At 57.9% G+C, this 18,380-nt stretch carries 18 protein-coding genes; 3 read left to right on the top strand and 15 right to left on the bottom strand.

The genetic code is table 11. From position 1 onward, the window contains the following. Positions 1-3: 3 nt before the first annotated feature. The 3 genes from K3754_RS03960 to K3754_RS03950 are packed head-to-tail and all read left to right on the top strand — an operon-like array spanning position 4 to position 1,168. Positions 4-501, top strand: coding sequence for a Na+/H+ antiporter subunit E (locus K3754_RS03960; RefSeq protein ID WP_203212212.1), 498 nt, complete (start codon positions 4-6; stop codon positions 499-501). Beyond that, the gene (locus K3754_RS03955) at positions 501-788 is read left to right on the top strand and encodes a K+/H+ antiporter subunit F (protein WP_259941208.1); all 288 of its coding nucleotides are present in this window, start codon (positions 501-503) and stop codon (positions 786-788) included. Before K3754_RS03960 ends, K3754_RS03955 begins: the two co-directional genes overlap by 1 nt. Beyond that, positions 785-1,168 carry a Na+/H+ antiporter subunit G gene (locus tag K3754_RS03950; RefSeq protein ID WP_203208952.1) on the top strand — a complete coding sequence of 128 codons (384 nt, stop codon included), beginning with the start codon at positions 785-787 and terminating at the stop codon, positions 1,166-1,168. Before K3754_RS03955 ends, K3754_RS03950 begins: the two co-directional genes overlap by 4 nt. A 43-nt stretch (positions 1,169-1,211) precedes the next feature. On the opposite strand, the gene K3754_RS03945 is transcribed toward K3754_RS03950, so the two are convergent. The 15 genes from K3754_RS03945 to K3754_RS03875 form a co-directional block, all read right to left on the bottom strand. After that, a complete protein-coding gene (locus K3754_RS03945) occupies positions 1,212-1,979 on the bottom strand; it encodes an SDR family NAD(P)-dependent oxidoreductase (RefSeq protein WP_259941205.1) in 768 nt (255 codons plus the stop codon). A 64-nt stretch (positions 1,980-2,043) separates the two neighbouring features. Further along, entirely contained in the window at positions 2,044-2,889 is an 846-nt protein-coding gene (locus K3754_RS03940) for an ABC transporter permease (protein ID WP_203208954.1), read from the bottom strand. A gap of 1 nt (position 2,890) precedes the next feature. After that, positions 2,891-3,754, bottom strand: a complete 864-nt coding sequence (locus K3754_RS03935; RefSeq protein ID WP_259943229.1) for an ABC transporter permease — start codon at positions 3,752-3,754, stop codon at positions 2,891-2,893. After that, positions 3,754-4,860 (bottom strand): ABC transporter ATP-binding protein, encoded by a 1,107-nt coding sequence (locus K3754_RS03930; RefSeq protein ID WP_259941202.1) that lies wholly within the window; start codon positions 4,858-4,860, stop codon positions 3,754-3,756. The genes K3754_RS03935 and K3754_RS03930 overlap by 1 nt, the downstream gene beginning before the upstream one ends. A gap of 70 nt (positions 4,861-4,930) precedes the next feature. Further along, entirely contained in the window at positions 4,931-5,992 is a 1,062-nt protein-coding gene (locus K3754_RS03925; RefSeq protein ID WP_259941199.1) for an extracellular solute-binding protein, read from the bottom strand. A 387-nt stretch (positions 5,993-6,379) separates the two neighbouring features. Then, positions 6,380-6,652, bottom strand: coding sequence for a DUF6455 family protein (locus K3754_RS03920; RefSeq protein WP_259941196.1), 273 nt, complete (start codon positions 6,650-6,652; stop codon positions 6,380-6,382). Positions 6,653-6,758: 106 nt separating this feature from the next. After that, on the bottom strand, positions 6,759-7,280 hold the full coding sequence (locus K3754_RS03915) for a DUF2478 domain-containing protein (protein ID WP_259941193.1): 522 nt from the start codon (positions 7,278-7,280) through the stop codon (positions 6,759-6,761). Between the two features lie 5 nt (positions 7,281-7,285). Next, positions 7,286-8,563, bottom strand: a complete 1,278-nt coding sequence (gene glp, locus K3754_RS03910) for a gephyrin-like molybdotransferase Glp (protein WP_259941190.1) — start codon at positions 8,561-8,563, stop codon at positions 7,286-7,288. A gap of 48 nt (positions 8,564-8,611) precedes the next feature. Further along, a complete protein-coding gene (locus K3754_RS03905; protein ID WP_259941187.1) occupies positions 8,612-9,172 on the bottom strand; it encodes a hemerythrin domain-containing protein in 561 nt (186 codons plus the stop codon). Positions 9,173-9,192: 20 nt separating this feature from the next. Next, positions 9,193-9,990: a peptidylprolyl isomerase gene (locus K3754_RS03900; RefSeq protein WP_203208960.1), complete on the bottom strand. Its 798-nt coding sequence runs from the start codon at positions 9,988-9,990 to the stop codon at positions 9,193-9,195. After that, complete coding sequence (gene narI / locus K3754_RS03895; RefSeq protein ID WP_203208961.1) at positions 9,990-10,718, bottom strand: respiratory nitrate reductase subunit gamma; 729 nt, start codon at positions 10,716-10,718, stop codon at positions 9,990-9,992. The genes K3754_RS03900 and narI overlap by 1 nt, the downstream gene beginning before the upstream one ends. Positions 10,719-10,731: 13 nt before the next feature. Beyond that, positions 10,732-11,436 (bottom strand): nitrate reductase molybdenum cofactor assembly chaperone, encoded by a 705-nt coding sequence (narJ, locus tag K3754_RS03890; RefSeq protein ID WP_259941183.1) that lies wholly within the window; start codon positions 11,434-11,436, stop codon positions 10,732-10,734. 1 nt (position 11,437) lies between these two features. Further along, a complete protein-coding gene (narH, locus tag K3754_RS03885; protein ID WP_203208963.1) occupies positions 11,438-12,961 on the bottom strand; it encodes a nitrate reductase subunit beta in 1,524 nt (507 codons plus the stop codon). Continuing rightward, positions 12,958-16,677, bottom strand: coding sequence for a nitrate reductase subunit alpha (locus K3754_RS03880; RefSeq protein WP_259941181.1), 3,720 nt, complete (start codon positions 16,675-16,677; stop codon positions 12,958-12,960). Before K3754_RS03880 ends, narH begins: the two co-directional genes overlap by 4 nt. 81 nt (positions 16,678-16,758) lie before the next feature. Beyond that, positions 16,759-18,375, bottom strand: a complete 1,617-nt coding sequence (locus K3754_RS03875; protein ID WP_259941179.1) for an MFS transporter — start codon at positions 18,373-18,375, stop codon at positions 16,759-16,761. Between the last annotated feature and the right edge of the window lie 5 nt (positions 18,376-18,380).

The raw sequence follows: 18,380 nt of genomic DNA, 5'->3' as shown, positions 1-18,380 counted from the left end.
ATGCTGATGCGCGCCTATCGCTGGCTGTTTCCACATCCGTTGCTGACACTGCTTCTGGCGTTGGTCTGGATTCTGCTACAAAATAATTTCTCTGCTGGTATGGCCGTCTTTGGCTTGATCCTTGGTATTCTGATCCCGCGCCTGACCGTTGTGTGGTGGCCTGACCGCCCTGTGCGGCTTCATCTGGGCCAAATGGTCGGCTATATGCTCGTCGTACTGTGGGATATCCTGGTCGCCAATGTGCAGGTGGCCTGGATTGTGTTGACAAAGCCGAACTCAAAACTGCGACCCGCCTGGATCGTTGTCCCGCTGGATCTTCGCCAACCCGAGGCGATCACAATCCTGGCCGGTACAATCACGCTGACCCCCGGCACCGTGTCTGCGGACCTGTCTGACGAGGGGCACAGCCTGCTGGTGCATGTGCTGCACACCGACGATCCGGACAGTGTCCGGGACGAGATCAAAGACCGCTATGAGCGCCGCCTGAAGGAGATTTTCTGATGGAAACCGCGATGCAATTCATGAATGCCGCCTTGGTTATCGCCTTTGCGCTGGTGGCGCTGTCTCAGGTTTTATCGATGGTGCGTCTTGTGATCGGGCCCAGCACGGGAGATCGGATTCTGGCACTGGATACCATGGTGGTGAACGCGATCGGATTGATCATCCTTTTGGGAATTTCCCAAGGCAGTCGGATTTACTTTGAGGTCGCCTTGATCATCGCCATGCTGGGATTTGTCTCAACCGTGGCCTATGCACGGTTTGTCCTGCGGGGGGATATCATCGAATGACACTCCAACTGATCGGAATTTATGCCGTTGGCATCTGCCTGTTGGTCGGGGCGGCCTTTGCCCTGATCGGAACCATTGGCCTGCTCAAGTTCAACGATTCCATGACCCGCCTACATGCGCCGACCAAGGTTGGTACCATTGGCATCGGGGCGTTGCTTCTGGCGTCGATGATCCACAGCTATGTCTTTGCCGATGGGTCGCTACATGAGTTGCTGATCATGGCGTTTCTGTTTGTGACCGCGCCAATCTCGGCCAATTTCATCGCCAAGGTGAACATCCACAAACGCACATGCGACACGCCCCCTTCGCCGCCGAAGGATGATATGTGGGCAACCCTGAACGTGCCCGAAGCAGATCGCGAGATTGCAAAGGCGGACTGATTTTTAGGCCGGGCATCTGCCCGGCCAACGCTTTTCCTGCTGATTACCGCGGTGCCATGCGGATCGCACCATCAAGACGGATCACCTCACCGTTCAGCATTGGATTGTCGAGAATGTGACAGACAAGTTTGGCGTATTCCGCAGGCTGCCCCAATCGGGACGGGAACGGCACCTGCGCGCCCAGAGAATCCTGAACCTCTTGTGGCAACCCTTCGAGAAGGGGCGTCAGGAACAGCCCCGGGGCAATGGTGCAGACCCGTACGCCCTTGTCCGCCAGATCACGTGCCATAGGCAGGGTCATCCCCACGATGCCGCCTTTGGACGCGGCATAAGCCACCTGCCCAACCTGGCCTTCATAGGCCGCAACGGACGCCGTGTTGATGATCACGCCGCGCTGGCCGTCCGGGGCCATCGGTTCGGTCCCGACCATGCCCGCCGCCGCCTCGGAGGCGCAATGGAACGATCCGATCAGGTTGATGCCGATCACCTTGGAAAACAGCCCCGCGTCATGGGCTTCGCCGCGCGACACCGTCTTGGCCGCAGGGCCGATGCCCGCGCAATTGACCAACACGCGTGGTGCGCCCAATTGTTCCGTCACGGCGGCAAAGCCGGCCTTGACGCTGGCCGCATCCGAGACATCGACCTTTTGAAAAATCCCGCCCAGTTCGGCTGCTTTGGCCTGCCCCTGCTCTTCGTTCAAATCAAAGATCGCGACCTTCAGACCAGCCTCGGTCAGACCTATTGCGCTGGCCGCGCCCAAACCTGACGCGCCTCCGGTGACAACCGCCACTGCATTTGCCCAGTTTTCCATATCCATACTCTCCTTGCTTTGCCGATGTTGTGTGGCCCTGTGCCGCCAAAAGCAAGGCCCAGCCCTACCGCCGCGACAATAAGGACGCCAAGCCAAGGATCGCAGAGACCACGATCAACAGCAGCGAGACCGCGTTCAGCACCGGCGTTGACCCTTGTTTGAGCCTGTCAAACATTGTCACCGTCAGCGGCGCATCCGAGCCCACCAGCATCAGCGTTGTGTTGAAATTCTCAAAGCTCATCAGCACCGCAACAACCGCCGCCGCAATCATCGCAGGCAGCAAGAATGGCAGCGTCACCTGCCGGATCGCGCCCCATTTGGTCGCGCCAAGGTTCAGCGCGGCCTCCTCCAGCGAACGATCAAATTTTTGCAGACGGGCAGAAATCACCAGCGTTGCAAAGGTGGTGATAAAGGAAAACTGCCCAAGGATCACAAGGATCAAACCGGGGCGCAGCCCGTCAAACCACAGGCCCGTCGCCTCTTCCAACGTGTTGGCGATGGTGCTGGAGAACACGAGAATCGAAATCCCAAGGATGATCCCCGGAATGATCAGCGGCAACAGCATCAGGATATAAAGGAAATCCTTGCCCGCAAAATCGTGCCGGACAAACAAGAAGGCATTGCAGGTGCCCACCAGCACGGCCAGCCCCGAAACCCAGACCGCAACAAAGGCCGAGGTGCCGATGGAGCGCAAGATGGGCCGTTCATGAAACACCCCCAGCCGCGGCGCTTCGGTGCCAAAGAACCAGTCCCATGTGAACCCGTCCCACGGCAGCGAGGGAAAGACACTGTCATTGAAAGCAAAGACACAGACTGTCACCAATGGCAGTGCCAGATAAATAAAGAACAGCGTCACATAGGCCCGATAGGTCCATTTGAAGCCCGACGATTGTGGAATACCCGTGATCATCTCAGCGCCCCATCGTCTTGCCCAGCGATTGGCCGGACAGTTTCAGTGCCAGAAAGACGATCAGCGAGGACAACCCCAGCAAAAGGAAGCCAAAGGCCGATCCCAGCTCCCAGTTAAAGCGGGTGATAAACTGATCATAAATCAGCCCGGTGAACCAAAGGCTGTCTTTCCCGCCCAGCAGGATGGGCGTCAGGTAATTGCCCAGCGACAGCATGAACACCACGATACAGCCCGACACAATGCCTGGCATGGCATGGGGGATCACGATCTCGCGCAGGATGCTAAAGCTGCTGCCACCAAGGTCATAGCCGGCCTCGATCAGGCTGTCATCGAGGCTGTCCAGCGTGGTCACCAGCGGCACCACCATGAACAGCATCGATGTGTAAACCAGCCCCGTCATGATCGCCGCATCGTTATAAAGAAACTCAACCGGACCAGCCAGCACCCCGATATATTGCAGGAAGGAAGAGATCACACCGGTCTCGCGCAGCAGGATCATCCAGCCGAACGTGCGCACCAGCTCGCTCACCCAAAAGGGGATCAGGCACATCAGGAACAGGGTTGTCTTGGTCCGGCCCCGTGTCAGCTTGGCGATGTAATAGGCCACCGGAAAACCGATCAGCAGGGTCAAAACCGTTGCCGTGATCGACATATAGGCGGTGCGCGCAAAGGTGTTCCAATAGAGCGGCTCGTTAAAGAACACGGCATAATTGGCAAGGCTGGTCTCATATTGCCGGATGCCAATCTTTTCCTGCAAAGACACCAGAAACATCCCAACATGCGGCAAAACGATCAGCGTCATCAGCCAGATCGCCAGCGGGGCCATCAGCAGGATCAGCCCAAGTCGGGATTTGTCAGAGGCCATCATCCGGCAGCCTGTCTGTAGCAACGTGTCTGGTCTGGCTCCCACCCGAAAAAGATCGGATCGCCCTTGGTCAGATCACGGAATTCACTGGTTTGCGGCAAGGCCACGCTCATCTCGCTGCCCGTGGCGCTGTCTCGCAGGATCAGCTGGCTGTTGGCGCCGTTGAACAACACGCTTTCCACTTTGCCATTGCCGGTATTGCCCAGATTGGCAACGTCCTCTTGGCGGCGGGACAATCGCACCGCTTCGGGGCGCACAAACACTTGCGTCATCTCCCCTTCTTTCAATCCTTCACCCGCATCGACGCCTTGCAACGCGACACCGTCACGGGTCAGCAGTTGCAAGCTGCCTGCACCTGCCACCTGCACCTTGGCCTGATACTTGTTTGCCTCACCGACAAACCCGGCGACGAAGGCCGTGGAGGGTTGGTAATAGAGATCCCGCGCGGTGCCGACCTGTTCAAACACACCATGATTCATCACCGCAATCTGATCGCTCATCACCAGGGCTTCGGATTGGTCGTGGGTGATATAGACAAAGGTTGTGTTGAACTCTGATTGCAGTTTTTTCAGCTCAATCTTCATATGTTCGCGCAGTTTCAGATCCAAGGCGCCCAATGGTTCATCCAAGAGCAGCACATCGGGCTCCAGCACCATGCAGCGGGCAATCGCCACACGCTGTTTCTGGCCGCCAGACAGGGAATCCACCGGCCTGTCCGCCACGCCGCCAAGGCCGACGCGTTCCAAAACACGTTCAACCTGTTTCTTGATATCCACCTTGTTCACGCCGCGTTGGCGCAGGCCAAAGCCGACATTCGCGCCGATGCTCATCATCGGGAACAGCGCCAGATGTTGAAACACCATGGACACGGGCCGCTTGTTTGGCGGCACGTTCAGCATGCTCTTGCCCTTGATCAACAGATCGCCGCCGCTGGGCGCCTGAAACCCCGCGATCATCCGCAACAGCGTGGTCTTGCCACATCCGGACGGGCCAAGAATGGAGAAAAACGTGCCCGGCGGCACGTCAAAGCTCACCTCTTTGACAGCCTGAAAATCATCAAAACTCTTTGAGATCGCACGGCATTCAAGATCAGCAGTATCAGGCATCAGAGGGGTCTTTCACACAAAGAGGCGGAGCGCGAAGATCGCGCTCCAACCGTAGTTTTGTCAAACTGGCTTACTTGGCCGCGTTGATCCGGTCCAAGGTGGCACCTTCCAGCGCCTCAAGGCCCGCAGGCACTGCAGGATACCATTTGATGTTGTCGATCGCCTCTTGCGGGAAGCTGGCCTGATACTTTGCCTTCAGCGCGTCGTCTACGCCAGCATCACCACCTTGCGAGGCGGTAAAGTTGCCTGCTGCTGTGGTGATCATCGCCGCGATTTCGGGCTGCATCACAAAGTTGATCCAAGCGTAAGCGGCATCATCCGCGCGACCACGTGCAGGCATGGCAAATGTGTCGATCCAACCCAGCGCGCCGGACTTGGGCGCAACAAAGGTGATGTCGGCATTGTCATCGTTCAACTGCCAGCCACCGGTGTCCCATGCCATTGACGCCGTCACTTCGCCAGAGCGCAGCAGGTTCTTGATCTCGTCACCGCCGCCCCAATAGGTTTTGACGTTGGATTTACAATCGATCAACTGCGCCTCGACCTTGTCCAGGATCGCCTGATAGGCATCTGGGTCCGCGTAGGCGGCAAAGGGGTCCATGCCCATGGAGAAGGCAAATCCAATCAGCGTGGGACGCTTCAAACGATAAGACACCTTGCCCGCGACGGAGGGATCACACAGATCCATATAGTCTTGCACCTGACCTGCTTCGGCAGTGTTCACCACCAAACCGGAAGTGCCCCAAACATGCGGCACGCCATAGACCTCGCCATCGACCATGGTGTTGCCCTTGGTCGCGGCCAGCATTGACGGAATGAACAGGCTGGTGTCGATCTTGGACATGTCCAGCGGCTTGTAGATCCCAAACTCGGCCTGAGCCCCGGCGATCCGGTCTTGGCTTGGCTGTGCCAGATCAAAGCCGCCGCCGTTTGTCGCACGCAGCTTGGCAACCATTTCTTCGTTGTTGGACTTTGTCACCTCAACGGTGTGGCCGGTTTCCGCCTCGAACTTGGCCACCACGTCTTCGGGCGCATATCCGCCCCATGTCAGCAGGCGCAGGGTGTCTGCCTGCGCCGAAAATGTCGTCAGCGCCAGCGCAGCGCCGGTCGCAAATAATACAGTCGATTTCATGTCACTCTCCCGTGGACGCAAATTGATTTTGCATTGGATGTTGGTGCATCAGCCCCACATGGTCGCCACCAACATGGCATATTGGTAGGGACAGTCCGGGCAAAGAACAACTCTTTTCGAGTTGTTTTTTTGTCCCGAAGGTCAAATTTTTTGTTACAGATTCATGACAGTAAGCATTTTAAAATCAATGACTTACTACATCATTCGCACACCAACGGTCATTGCTACAGAAACTTCTGACGGGTGACTTACTGGCCTGCGCAACGTGAAATTGCGGGCCAAATGGCACAAGACGCTGGGCCCGCTTGATCCGGCAACGGCTTCAAATATCAGATCAAATCCGGGCTGCCGGCCATCACCAATGTCGCAAAGCGACAATAGCGCGGATCAAAGCGCTTTTTTCTGGCGCAGGATCGCATCGTGGTTCTTACAAAAGCTGGGCGGCGCATCGGCAATCGGATGCCGCGCCAGCCAAGCCTGGCAGTCAACTTCGCTATCGCAGGCGCAACAATTCTGAACGCTGGCGCGAATGTCTTGTTCGGTGGTCGGCCAGGCAGACCCTTTGCCGAGGTCTGCCCCGGTGGATTGCAGCATCCTGCGGCGCAGGCGCATCCGTTCCTCGAATTTCTCGATTGTCATCTGTGAAAACGTCAATGCCATCACGGTTCCTCCATGCGCCCCAAAGGGACTGTAACATAGCCATCAGACCTCGCATTTGATCTGGGACAAATCCGATGTGGCTCTGAACGTGACCTATTTACCGTCCTCAGGCGACTTCGGCGGTCTTTTTGTTGGTGCCGGTTAACCAAGCGGCCAGCGCCGGAACATCCGGCGCGACCTGCACCGCCAAGCCTTCGGAAAACTCCAAGAATGCTTCGCGGTTCAGGGCATTCACCCCGGCAATCACCGGAATATCCTGCGCCAGCGCGGTTGCGATGACGCTGCGCATGCCGCGGCCCGAGGCCTCGTGCTTGCCGAATTTGTTGATGATCAACACATCCACATCCGCATCCAAACGTGCCGATACTTCGCCCACTGCCGTTTCCAACGCCGCAGGATCCAACCGGCAGCCCTTGGCTTCGGCGCCCAGCGATTGCGAAATGCGGATCACGGGGCCATCGGGCAATACCTGCACATCCATATCGCAGGGATGGCAGGTTTCGCGCTCCGAGTTGATTTGCACGATCCCGGCGGTCTTCATTCCCTTTGCCGCCAATTCATCGGCCAAGCTGGCCAACAGCAGGTCAAGGTCGCCTTTGTGTTCAGTTATTGTATAGGCAAGGTTCATCTTCATTAGCCTTCAAATGGTAAGAATTCCAACATGCTGCCCAAGGGCAGCTCTCTCACATCGCCGGGCAGGCGCACCAACCCGTCACAGCCGACAAGCGGCGCCAGTTGCGCAGAATGCACCTGCGGCCCCAAGTGTACAACCTCACGGCCCCGATCATCCCGGCCAACAATCGTCGCGGGGCGGTATTCGCAACGTCCGGTTTTGTGTCGCAATGGCGTATCGGCCCGCACCAATCGCGCAGTGCACAGGCCATCCGCAGCCCCGGACAAACGCTGGCACAGCGGTTTTGCAAACAATGTCCAGGTCACAAAGGCCGCCACGGGATTGCCCGGCAAGCCAAGAAAAGCGGCTTGCCTGATGCGCCCAAAGGACAGCGGCTTGCCCGGTTTGATCGCAACGCCCGCAAATTTAAGGTCTCCGCCCGCAAGGGCGATTGCCCCATGCACATGGTCCTCTTCGCCCACCGATACCCCGCCCGTGGTGATCACAAGATCGGCAATCTCCGATGCGGCGGCTGTGGCCGCGGCCAGCGCCTGTTTGTCGTCAGGGCATTCGGATTGATGGACCAAATCCGCGCCAATGGCCGCAACGGCAGATTTCAACATTGGCCCGTTCACATCATAGATCTGACCCGGGTCGAGGGTCTCTCCGGCGCGGGCCAGCTCTGATCCGGTGCAGATCACAGCGATACGCAGCTTGCGGAACACCTGCACCTTGGCCAATCCAGCGCCGGTGATCGCGGCCAATTCGCGGGTGGTGATCACCTGCCCTGCAGGCACGATTACATCGCCCAATGCCACGTCCTCCCCGGCGCGGCGGATGTTCTGACCCTCGGTGGGCGCGCGATCAAAAACGGCCATCCCACCGGCCAGCTGCACTTGTTCCTGCATCACCACCGTATCAGCACCCGCCGGGATCGGCGCACCCGTAAAAATGCGCGTGCATGTGCCCGGCTCAAGCGGTGTTTGCCCCGCCTGCCCCGCCGCGATCCGCTGCGCCACGGGCAAACGGAAAGGTCCGTCCTCTGGGCAGTCGCACCGCCGCAGGGCATAGCCATCCATCGCCGAATTGTCGAAAGGCGGCATCATGATCTGTGCCTGCACATCGCGGCCCAAAACCCGGCCAAGCGTTTCCCCAACCGGCCATTCTTCAGTGTCGGAAACGCGGCCCGTTGCCTGCCGGATTTGCCGCAGCGCCTCTTGCACAGACAACAAAGGCTTGACCTCCGGCGCGTCCGCGCAGCCGCAACCGGGCAATTCGAGTATTTCGTGTTTTGTCATGTCGCGCCCTTTCGGTATCGCCCAAACGACCCATCAAGTTCCCAAAGATCAGCCCGCATGATACCCTCCTCCGGGCAAGCCGCGCCGATCCAGCATATGCTCAAGCATCTGGCGCAGATCGGTTGTCATCAATCGCGCCCGTGCCAGCGGCAGCAGGATCGCGTTCTCCAGGATCAGATGGCGGCGCTTCTTGTCTGCAAAGCCGCGCAGCACAGCCCGCTCATCCATTGTCAGCTCAGGCCGTCGGGAGCGCAGGCCATCCAGAATGGCGAGACAGGATTTGGCCCCCTTCAAATGGTCTGAATGGTCTTTGCTCAGCCGGTCCAGCGTCCGCTCCACCTGATCTTCAGGTTCACATCTTTTGCGCAGCATCGGAAACAGGTCTTCTTCTTCGTCAGCAATATGGGCCGAAAGCTCCATCCGCAGAAACCCGCGGGTTTGTTCCAGATCCACAGGTTCCCGCGAGGGCTTGCCGGACAAGCGGTCCAGCACGGCACAAATGTGCCGTAGCCGGTAGTGATCTTCATTGATCAGGTCGAGCGGACTGCCAAGCCGCGCCATTTCAGCCGGGCTGAGCCAGTCTCCCCTTTGGGAAGGATTGAGGCGCATATTCATCTCCCTTCCAACCGTCAAAATGCCTTTAAGTCGATCCCCACGATTTCGGCCGCATCGGTCAGACGTTGGGTCAGAGCTTGCACTTCGTGTACCCAGGCGTTCTTTTCCATCGCTGCGCGCAGCTTGGGGGCAACCGCTTCAAAGGGCAGCACGGCACCTTCGGCAACCGCATCCATCCGAACGATGTGAAAACCAAACCGCGAGGCCACGGGGTCTGCGGTGATCTCACCTTCGTTCAGATCACGCAATGCGGCCTCGAATTCTGGCACGGTATCGCCTGGTGACAACTGCCCCAAAAGCCCGCCGTTCTGGGCGGAGGAACAATCGCTGTCGTTCTTGGCGATGCGGCCAAAACATTTGGGATCGGCCAAGACCTGTTCGGTCAAAGCCGCCGCTTTGGTCAAAGCCTTGCCACGGGCTTCATCATCTGACGGATCTGCCGCGACCAGAATATGCGACACCTCCCAAAGGGGCGGGGCACGGTAGCGATCGGGGTCTTTGCTCCAGACCGCGCGCACTTCTTCATCGGTGGGCGGTGCGACCTTGATCGCGGCATCAATGACACCGCGTATCAATGCCTCTTCTTGGGTTTCCACAAGCCCGTCGCCCATACGGCGCGGCGGCTCTACCACGCCAAGCTTGCCCGCTTCTTGCAGCAGCACCTCGCGGACGATCAACGCCCGCGCCGCCTGCCGCCATGCCAGACCCGGCTTGTTCTTTGGCGCGTTGTGGTTTTGTGCCTCCGCCGCGATTGCGGCAGAAGCGATTGTGACGCCGTTCACGATCACATCAGGGAAAAGCGCTTTGGTCATCACTTCGCCCCTTCATTGCGTGCAGGCAACGGTGTCTGACGGCGCGACCGCACCACCTGATAACCGGGACGCCACAGGTAACGGATCGGGGCAGACACCATGTGAACCAACCGTGTGAACGGGAACAGCAAGGTGATCAGCAGGCCAAGGAAGATATGCGCCTTGTAGAGCCAGTGCACATCCACAACCATCGCCCAGGCGTTGAGGTTCAACAGAACCACACTTTGCGACCAGGTCATAAAGCGCACCATTTCCGCGCCATCCATGTGTTGCAGCGTCAGGAAGATGGTGCCGATACCGATCAGCAATTGCAGCCAGATCAGCGCCAGAATGCCAATGTCAGCAAAACTGGAGTGGCGGCGAATGCGGGGATCGGTCAAGCGGCGGTGCAACAGAATGGTCGCGCCGATCAGTGCGGTCACACCTGCAATGCCGCCGATGACAACCGCCATCCATTGTTTGAGCGCATAGGGAATGCCCAGCGCGTCGAGGATCCAGACCGGGGTAAACAGACCCGCAAGATGGCCAAAGAACACCGTCAGAATGCCGACGTGAAACAGCACAGACCCGAGAATTAACTGTTTGCGCCGCAAAAGCTGGCTGGAAGACGATTTCCAAGTGAACGGATCACGCTCATACCGGGCGATACACCCCACAATCAGCACGGTCAGCGCGATATAGGGCATGATCCCAAAGATGAAGTAGTCGATGTCAAAGTTGGTAAACATATCTGTGATCCCCTTACTTGGCCGCGGCTTGCGGCGCTGGGTTTATCGGTGTGTCCATCTGCGCAAGCATATCGCGCACCTGGGGGCAGCCCGCGTTTGGATCAGGGCCAAAGGTCACTTCGGATTCTTCCCAAACCTCGTCCAGCGCCTTGAGATCGGTTGGATCGTCGTCAGGCTGTGCGAGCATCGCCTCGACCACGTCTTTATTGGCCTTGGCCCCCGCGATCTGGATCAGCGCTGCAAATACCGCCGCATAGGGGCTTTCCCGCCGCTCAAGGCGGGTTTGCAGGGCCTCAAAGATATGCGCGGCATCGGTCAATGTGTCGCGCACTTCACGTGATGGACGGGTCGACAGAAATTCCAACAACACCGGCAAGTGGTCCGGCAGTTCCGATGTGGCCGGATCAAACCCTGCGTCTCTGTAGGTTTCGATCAGCGACACCATCGCGCCACCCCGGTCGCGGCTCTCGCCGTGAACATGTTCAAACAGGTTCAACGACAAGGTCCGCGAGCGGTCGAAGAGCAGGACAAACTGCTCTTCGAGGTCATAGATGTCGCGCCCGGCTAGCCCCTCAACCAGCGGGCGCAACGCCCGACGTGCTGCTGCTGTCAAACGGGTATCCGAGGCAAGGACGCCTCCGATCTCGGACATCGCATGCTGCAGCTCGCGCGTCGGGTAGCTCAGAAGTAGGGAAAAGGATTTCAGTGTACGGTCCATGTTACTGCACCTCCTGTGGCATTTTCAGAGGTTTCTTGGAGCCGCCAAAAAGCGATCCTTTGGAGATACCAGTGGAACAGCCGTTGCCGTCGGTGAACCCGCACCCGCCCTTGAGGTCATAGGCCTCTTCGACCTGCTCACGGTGGGTTGTCGGGATCACGAAACGATCTTCGTAATCGGCCAAAGCCATGATTTTATACATGTCCTCGATCATTCGCGGCTCGAGGCCCACACGTTGTGCGATGCCTTCATCGATCACGCCATCCACAGTTTTGGACCGCATGTAAGACCGCATGGCCATCATCCGCTCCAACGCTGTGACAACCGGGGCTTCGTCCCCTGCCGTCAGCATGTTGGCGAGGTATTTGACCGGGATGCGCAGGGATTGAACGTCAGGCATTGCGCCGTCCATGCCAATCTTGCCTGCTTCGGCAGCGTTCTGGATCGGTGACAATGGCGGGATGTACCAGACCATTGGCAGGGTGCGATATTCGGGGTGCAGCGGGAACGCCACTTTCCATTCCATCGCCATCTTCCAGATCGGGCTTTCCTGCGCGCCTTTGATCCAGTCCTCCGGCACGCCGTCGCGACGGGCCGCTTCGATGACGGCGGGATCATTTGGATCGAGGAAAACATCCAACTGCGCATCATAAAGATCGGTCTCAGCAGGCACATTGGCCGCATCTTCGATCTTGTCCGCATCATAAAGCATCACGCCCAGATACCGGATACGTCCAACGCAGGTTTCCGAACAAACGGTCGGGTTGCCGCTTTCGATCCGGGGATAGCACAGAGTGCATTTCTCGGATTTGCCGGACTGCCAGTTGTAGTAGATCTTTTTGTAGGGGCAGCCGGACACACACATCCGCCAGCCGCGACATTTTTCCTGGTCGATTAGAACAATGCCGTCTTCTTCGCGTTTGTAGATCGCGCCGGACGGGCAGGATGCCGCGCAAGCCGGGTTCAGACAGTGTTCGCACAGGCGGGGCAAATACATCATGAATGTATTTTCATATTCCCCGTAGATCTCCTTCTGGATGCCTTCGAAGTTGTAGTCTTCGCTGCGCTTGGCGAATTCACCGCCAAGGATCTCTTCCCAGTTCGGACCTTTTTCGATCTTCTCCATCCGCTCGCCGGTGATCTTGGACCTTGGACGTGCAGTCGGGAAGGCCGTCATTTCGGGCGCCGATTTCAGGTGGTCATAATCGAAATCAAACGGCTCATAATAGTCGTCAATTTCAGGCAGGTCCGGGTTGCCAAAGATATTGGCCAGAATCCGCCATTTGCTGCCCTGCTTGGGCTGTAACTTGCCAGATCGTGTCCGTTCCCAGCCACCTTTCCAACGCGCCTGGTTTTCCCAGTCGGTCGGATAGCCGGTGCCCGGTTTGGTTTCGACGTTGTTGAACCATGCGTATTCAACACCATCGCGGCTGGTCCAGACGTTTTTACAGGTGACAGAGCATGTGTGGCACCCGATACATTTGTCCAGGTTCAGCACCATGCCGATTTGTGCGCGAACTCTCATTCTGCTGCCTCCACTTTGGCGGGTGTATCGAGCCAGTCGACCTTCCGCATTTTTCTGACGATGACGAATTCATCCCGGTTCGATCCGACGGTGCCGTAGTAGTTAAAGCCGTAGGATTGATGGGCATAACCGCCGATCATATGGGTTGGTTTGAGCGTGGTGCGGGTCACCGAGTTGTGGATGCCCCCGCGGTTGCCGGTCTTTTCAGAACCGGGCGTGTTCACGATCTTTTCCTGCGCGTGGTACATAAACAGCGTGCCGTCTTTCATGCGCTGGCTGACAACCGCACGGGCCGTAAGCGCCCCGTTGGTGTTGTAAACCTCGACCCAATCGTTGTCCGCAATCCCCGCCTTGGCCGCATCGACCTCGGACAGCCAGACCACCGGACCACCCCGGTTGAGCGTGAGCATCAACAGGTTGTCCGAATAGGTGGAGTGGATGCCCCATTTCTGGTGGGGAGTGATGAAGTTGAGCACCAGGCTGTCGCCATCGTCCATCACGTCGCTGTTGATGGTCTTCAGATCGACAGGTGGGCGGTAGGTTGTGAACCCTTCGCCAAAAGCGCGCATCCACAGGTGATCTTGATACAGCTGCTGACGGCCTGTCAGGGTGCGCCATGGGATCAGCTCATGCACGTTGGTGTAGCCTGCGTTGTAGCAGACATGTTCACTTTCGATACCGGACCATGTGGGCGAGCTGATGATCTTGCGCGGCTGTGCGGCAATATCACGGAAGCGGATCTTTTCGTCTTCCTTCGGCAGCGCCAGATGTCTGTGGTCAATGCCGGTGGCTTTGCCCAACTGTTCCCATGCTTTCACAGCCACTTCGCCATTGGTTTCCGGGGCCAGCATCAAGATGACCTCGGTGGCGTCGATGTCTGTCACCAGTTTCGGGCAACCCTTGGCAGGGCCATCCTCCCACTCGCCGTTGAGGTCGCGCAGATGCTGCACCTCAACTTCGGTGTTCCAGGTGATACCTTTGCCGCCATTGCCCAGCTTATCAAGCAGCGGACCAACAGCCACAAACCGGTCATAGATTGCGGTATAGTCCCGCTCAACCGGCACGTAGTTCGGTGCGGTCTTTCCGGGGATCAGTTCGCATTCGCCTTTCTTCCAGTCGCGGACCTGATCCTGTGCAATCTCTGCCGGTGTGTCGTGCAGGATCGGCAGGGCAACCACATCGGTTTCCTTGCCCAGCACCTCGGGTGCAACCTCTTGGAATTTCTTGGCAATCGCCTTGAAGATTTCCCAGTCCGATTTGCTCTCATAGGCAGGATCAACAGCCGCCTGAAGCGGGTGGATGAACGGGTGCATGTCCGATGTGTTCAGGTCGTTCTTCTCGTACCAGCTTGCTGTTGGCAGAACGATATCGGAATAGACTGCTGTGGTGCTCATCCGGAAGTCAATGCAGACCAAAAGGTCCAGTTTGCCTTCTGGCGCTTCTTCATGCCATTTGGCTTCTGATGGCATTTGGCCGCCCTCAACACCGAGGTCATGACCGAGCACGCCGTGGTCGGTTCCCAGCAAGTGTTTGAGGAAATACTCGTGGCCTTTGCCCGAAGAACCCAACAGGTTGGACCGCCAGATAAACAGGTTGCGCGGCCAGTTTTCGGGTGCGTCAGGATCTTCGCAAGACATTTCCAGATCGCCGGATTTCAGTTGCTCTGCGATGTAGTCTTTGATCTCCTTGCCAGCCGCCTTGGCCGCTTTGGTCACTTCAAGCGGGTTGGTTTTCAACTGCGGTGCCGATGGCAACCAGCCCATGCGTTCAGCCCGGATGTTGTAGTCAATCAGATTGACGTTCCAATCACCCTCTGGCGCCGTTGGCGACAGGATCTCATCCGCCGTCAGGGTCTCATAGCGCCACTGATCGGTATGCGCATACCATGCCGAGGTTGAGTTCATGTGACGTGGTGGACGGTTCCAATCCAGCGCAAAGGCCAGCGGCTGCCAGCCGGTTTGCGGGCGCAGCTTTTCCTGGCCCACGTAGTGGCTCCAGCCACCGCCCGACTGACCGATACAGCCACACATCACCAACATGTTGATGATGCCGCGATAGTTCATGTCCATGTGGTACCAGTGGTTCAGACCGGCACCCAGAATGACCATGGATTTACCATTGGTCTTTTCGGCATTGGTGGCAAACTCACGGGCAACCGCGATAATCTTGTCGGCAGGAACACCGGTGATCCGTTCAGCCCATGCAGGCGTATAAGGTTTGTCTTCAGCAAAGTCCTTGGTGACCCAATCGCCGCCCAGGCCGCGATCAAGGCCATAGTTGGCGCAGAAGAGGTCAAACACAGTGGCAACCTGTACATCGCCGTCTGCCGTTTTCACGGTTTTTACAGGGATGTTGTGGGTCATGACATCAGGGAAATCGCACTGCGCAAAGTTCTTGGTGGATTGACCGCCGAAGTAGGGGAAATCGACACCGACAACTTTGTCATGGTCCTCTTCAAGAACCAGCGAGGTCATCAAGTCGGTGTCTTTGCCGCTTGCACGTTCCTCAAGGTTCCATTCACCGTCTTCACCCCAGCGATAGCCAACCGAACCGTTTGGCGCGACCAGGCCCGCCTTGCGGTCAAGGGCGACAGTTTTCCATTCGGGGTTGTTGTCTTCGCCCAGTTTGCCGTCCAGATCATCGGCCCGCAGGAAGCGGCCCGGCACGTACCGGCCGTCTTTTTCCTCAAGCTTTACCAGCATTGGGAAGTCGGAATATTTGCGGGTGTAATCCTCGAAGTACTCGGCCTGACGGTCGAGATGGTATTCGCGCAGGATCACGTGGCCCATGGCCATTGCCAAGGCGCTGTCGGTGCCCTGTTTCGGGGCCAACCAGACGTCGCCAAACTTGGCCGCTTCGGAATAGTCCGGGCAAATCACAGCGGATTTGGTGCCGCGATAGCGTGCCTCGGTGTAGAAGTGCGCATCCGGTGTCCGTGTCTGCGGCACGTTGGAGCCCCAAAGCAGCAAGAAGCCCGCGTTGTACCAATCGGCGCTTTCCGGCACGTCGGTCTGTTCGCCCCATGTCATTGGAGAGGCCGGTGGCAAGTCGCAATACCAGTCATAGAAGGACATGCAGACGCCGCCCATCAGGCTCAGATACCGCGATCCGGCGGCATAGCTGACCATCGACATCGCCGGAATGGGCGAGAAGCCGAAGACGCGGTCCGGACCGTATGTCTTGGCCGTATAGGCATTGGCGGTCGCGATGATTTCGGTGCTTTCATCCCATGTCGCGCGGACAAAGCCGCCCTTGCCACGGGATTTGACATAGTTGGCCCGCAGGATCGGGTCATTCTGAAGCTTGGTCCAAGCCTCGATCGGGGTCATGGTCTTGCGCATCTCGCGCCAGACTTTCAAAAGTTTGCCGCGGATCAGCGGGTTCTTCACCCGGTTCGCGGAATACAGATACCAGCTGTAGGATGCGCCACGTGCACAGCCACGCGGTTCGTGGTTGGGCAGGCCCGCACGGGTGCGCGGATAGTCCGTCTGCTGGGTTTCCCAGGTGACGATCCCGGATTTGACGTAGATCTTCCAGCTACATGAGCCGGTGCAGTTCACACCATGGGTCGAGCGCACGATCTTGTCGTGGCGCCAGCGGTTGCGATAGGTCTCTTCCCAATCGCGGTTCTCGCGGGTCACTTGCCCGTGGCCGTTCGAGAATTTTTCCAGTTCTTTTGACTGGAGAAAGTTCAATCTGTCGAGCAGGTGGCTCATCTTGCTAGCTCCTCTCCTGAGGTATCGTTAAGGGGGTGGGCCTGCGCCGAAACGGCGGCGCAGGCCGTAAATGGCGTGGAATTATGGGTTTTTGACGTAGGCGCCGCGGCGCAGGTAGAACCACCAGTTGATGACGATGCAGACCCCGTAGAAGATCGCGAAACCGTAAAGCGCCAGTTCGGGGGTGCCGGCCTTCAACTGCTCACCAAAGACTTTGGGGATGATGAAGGCACCGTAGGCAGCCACAGCAGCCGTCCAACCCAGTGCAGGGCCAGCCTGCTCTTTGTCGAACACCACACCGATTGTCCGGAAGGTCGATCCGTTGCCGATGCCGGTGGCGGCGAACAGGATCAGGAACAGGCCCAGGAACGGGTAGAAGTACTGTTCCGGCGTGGCCGAGTTGTAGGCCGCCTGGATGAAGTAAGCGACGCCCAGGGCAGATGCGACCATGACGATCGAGATGATCTGCGTCACTTTCGCGCCACCGGCCTTGTCAGCCCAGATACCACCGATCGGACGGATCAGCGCGCCGATGAAAGGCCCCATCCATGCGAACATCAGGGCCGAGGGGCCGTTGGGGTTCACGGTGTCGTGGGTCATCAGCCCGTCCACTTCGATGTGGCTGAAACCAAAGACCACCTTGATGGTCAGTGCCAGTGCGGCCGAGAAGCCGATGAACGAACCGAAGGTCATTGTGTAGATCACGGTCATGGCCCAAGTGTGCTTGTTGCCAAATATCCGATACTGACGTGTCAGGTTCTGGCCAACGGCACCGGGGATCAACTTCAACAGACCGACGGTCAGAGCGATGACGATGGGCAGCACGATCCATTTGGACACGCCCATACCGGATGTTGGCAACCCACCTTCGGTTTGCGGCAGCAGCAGCCAAAGGCCGAATGCAGCGGCGCCAAGGCCCAGCAACAGCATACCGGTGATGATGGCAAAGCCGCCAAGCGGGTTGGGGATGTCAGGCGAGACATGTTCGTCTCGGATGTTGTTCATGCCCATCCAGCCGATGATGGCCAACGGGATCAGGAACACCAGCCAGATCAGGCCCGCGTTGTGGATATAGGTCTCTGTGCCGGCAGGAATCTTGCCGATCAGCGTGCCGGATGTGTTGACCAGCGTGCGGCTTTCGCCACCAAAGATACCAACCGTCATCACCAGCGGGATGAGGATTTGCATGGTGGTCACACCAAAGTTGCCCAGACCGGCGTTCATGCCCAGCGCATAGCCCAGCTTTTTCTTCGGATAGAAGAAGCTGATGTTGGACATCGAGGACGAGAAATTACCGCCACCGATACCCGACAGGAAGGCGAGAATCTGGAAATACCACAGCGGCGTATCAGGGTCTTGCAGTGCAATACCCGCACCCGCAGCGGGGATCATCAGCAATGCTGTGGTGAACACGATGGTGTTCTTGCCGCCCGCGATACGGATGAAGAATGTTGACGGAATGCGCAGGGTCGCACCGGTCAGACCGGCAATGGCGCCCAGCGTGAACAGCTGCGACTGGTCAAAGGCAAAGCCGAGGTTGATCATCTGAACGGTGATGATGCCCCAGTACAGCCAGACCGCGAAGCCGCAGAGCAGGCTGGGGATCGAAATCCACAGGTTGCGTGTGGCAATCGCCTTGCCGGTAGAGGACCAATAGCCTTCGTCCTCAATGTTCCAGTTTCTTAGATCTTGTCCCACTTGAT

The organism is Sulfitobacter sp. M368 (genome assembly GCF_025141875.1).
In the GTDB taxonomy this organism is placed as follows: Bacteria; Pseudomonadota; Alphaproteobacteria; order Rhodobacterales; family Rhodobacteraceae; genus Sulfitobacter; species Sulfitobacter mediterraneus_A.
The sequence above is the reverse complement of the archived record's forward strand: the minus strand, read 5'-3'. Positions and strand labels throughout refer to the sequence as shown.

Excerpts from the sequence above, each read along its gene's own strand:
- K3754_RS03940 (WP_203208954.1), bottom strand. The coding sequence starts at position 2,889 with ATGATCACGGGTATTCCACAATCGTCGGGCTTCAAATGGACCTATCGG.
- K3754_RS03945 (WP_259941205.1), bottom strand. The coding sequence starts at position 1,979 with ATGGAAAACTGGGCAAATGCAGTGGCGGTTGTCACCGGAGGCGCGTCA.
- narJ (WP_259941183.1), bottom strand. The coding sequence starts at position 11,436 with ATGGACCGTACACTGAAATCCTTTTCCCTACTTCTGAGCTACCCGACG.
- K3754_RS03925 (WP_259941199.1), bottom strand. The coding sequence starts at position 5,992 with ATGAAATCGACTGTATTATTTGCGACCGGCGCTGCGCTGGCGCTGACG.
- K3754_RS03915 (WP_259941193.1), bottom strand. The coding sequence starts at position 7,280 with ATGAACCTTGCCTATACAATAACTGAACACAAAGGCGACCTTGACCTG.
- K3754_RS03880 (WP_259941181.1), bottom strand. The coding sequence starts at position 16,677 with ATGAGCCACCTGCTCGACAGATTGAACTTTCTCCAGTCAAAAGAACTG.
- glp (WP_259941190.1), bottom strand. The coding sequence starts at position 8,563 with ATGACAAAACACGAAATACTCGAATTGCCCGGTTGCGGCTGCGCGGAC.
- K3754_RS03900 (WP_203208960.1), bottom strand. The coding sequence starts at position 9,990 with ATGACCAAAGCGCTTTTCCCTGATGTGATCGTGAACGGCGTCACAATC.
- K3754_RS03920 (WP_259941196.1), bottom strand. The coding sequence starts at position 6,652 with ATGGCATTGACGTTTTCACAGATGACAATCGAGAAATTCGAGGAACGG.
- K3754_RS03935 (WP_259943229.1), bottom strand. The coding sequence starts at position 3,754 with ATGGCCTCTGACAAATCCCGACTTGGGCTGATCCTGCTGATGGCCCCG.
- narI (WP_203208961.1), bottom strand. The coding sequence starts at position 10,718 with ATGTTTACCAACTTTGACATCGACTACTTCATCTTTGGGATCATGCCC.
- narH (WP_203208963.1), bottom strand. The coding sequence starts at position 12,961 with ATGAGAGTTCGCGCACAAATCGGCATGGTGCTGAACCTGGACAAATGT.
- K3754_RS03930 (WP_259941202.1), bottom strand. The coding sequence starts at position 4,860 with ATGCCTGATACTGCTGATCTTGAATGCCGTGCGATCTCAAAGAGTTTT.
- K3754_RS03905 (WP_259941187.1), bottom strand. The coding sequence starts at position 9,172 with ATGCGCCTCAATCCTTCCCAAAGGGGAGACTGGCTCAGCCCGGCTGAA.
- K3754_RS03955 (WP_259941208.1), top strand. The coding sequence starts at position 501 with ATGGAAACCGCGATGCAATTCATGAATGCCGCCTTGGTTATCGCCTTT.
- K3754_RS03950 (WP_203208952.1), top strand. The coding sequence starts at position 785 with ATGACACTCCAACTGATCGGAATTTATGCCGTTGGCATCTGCCTGTTG.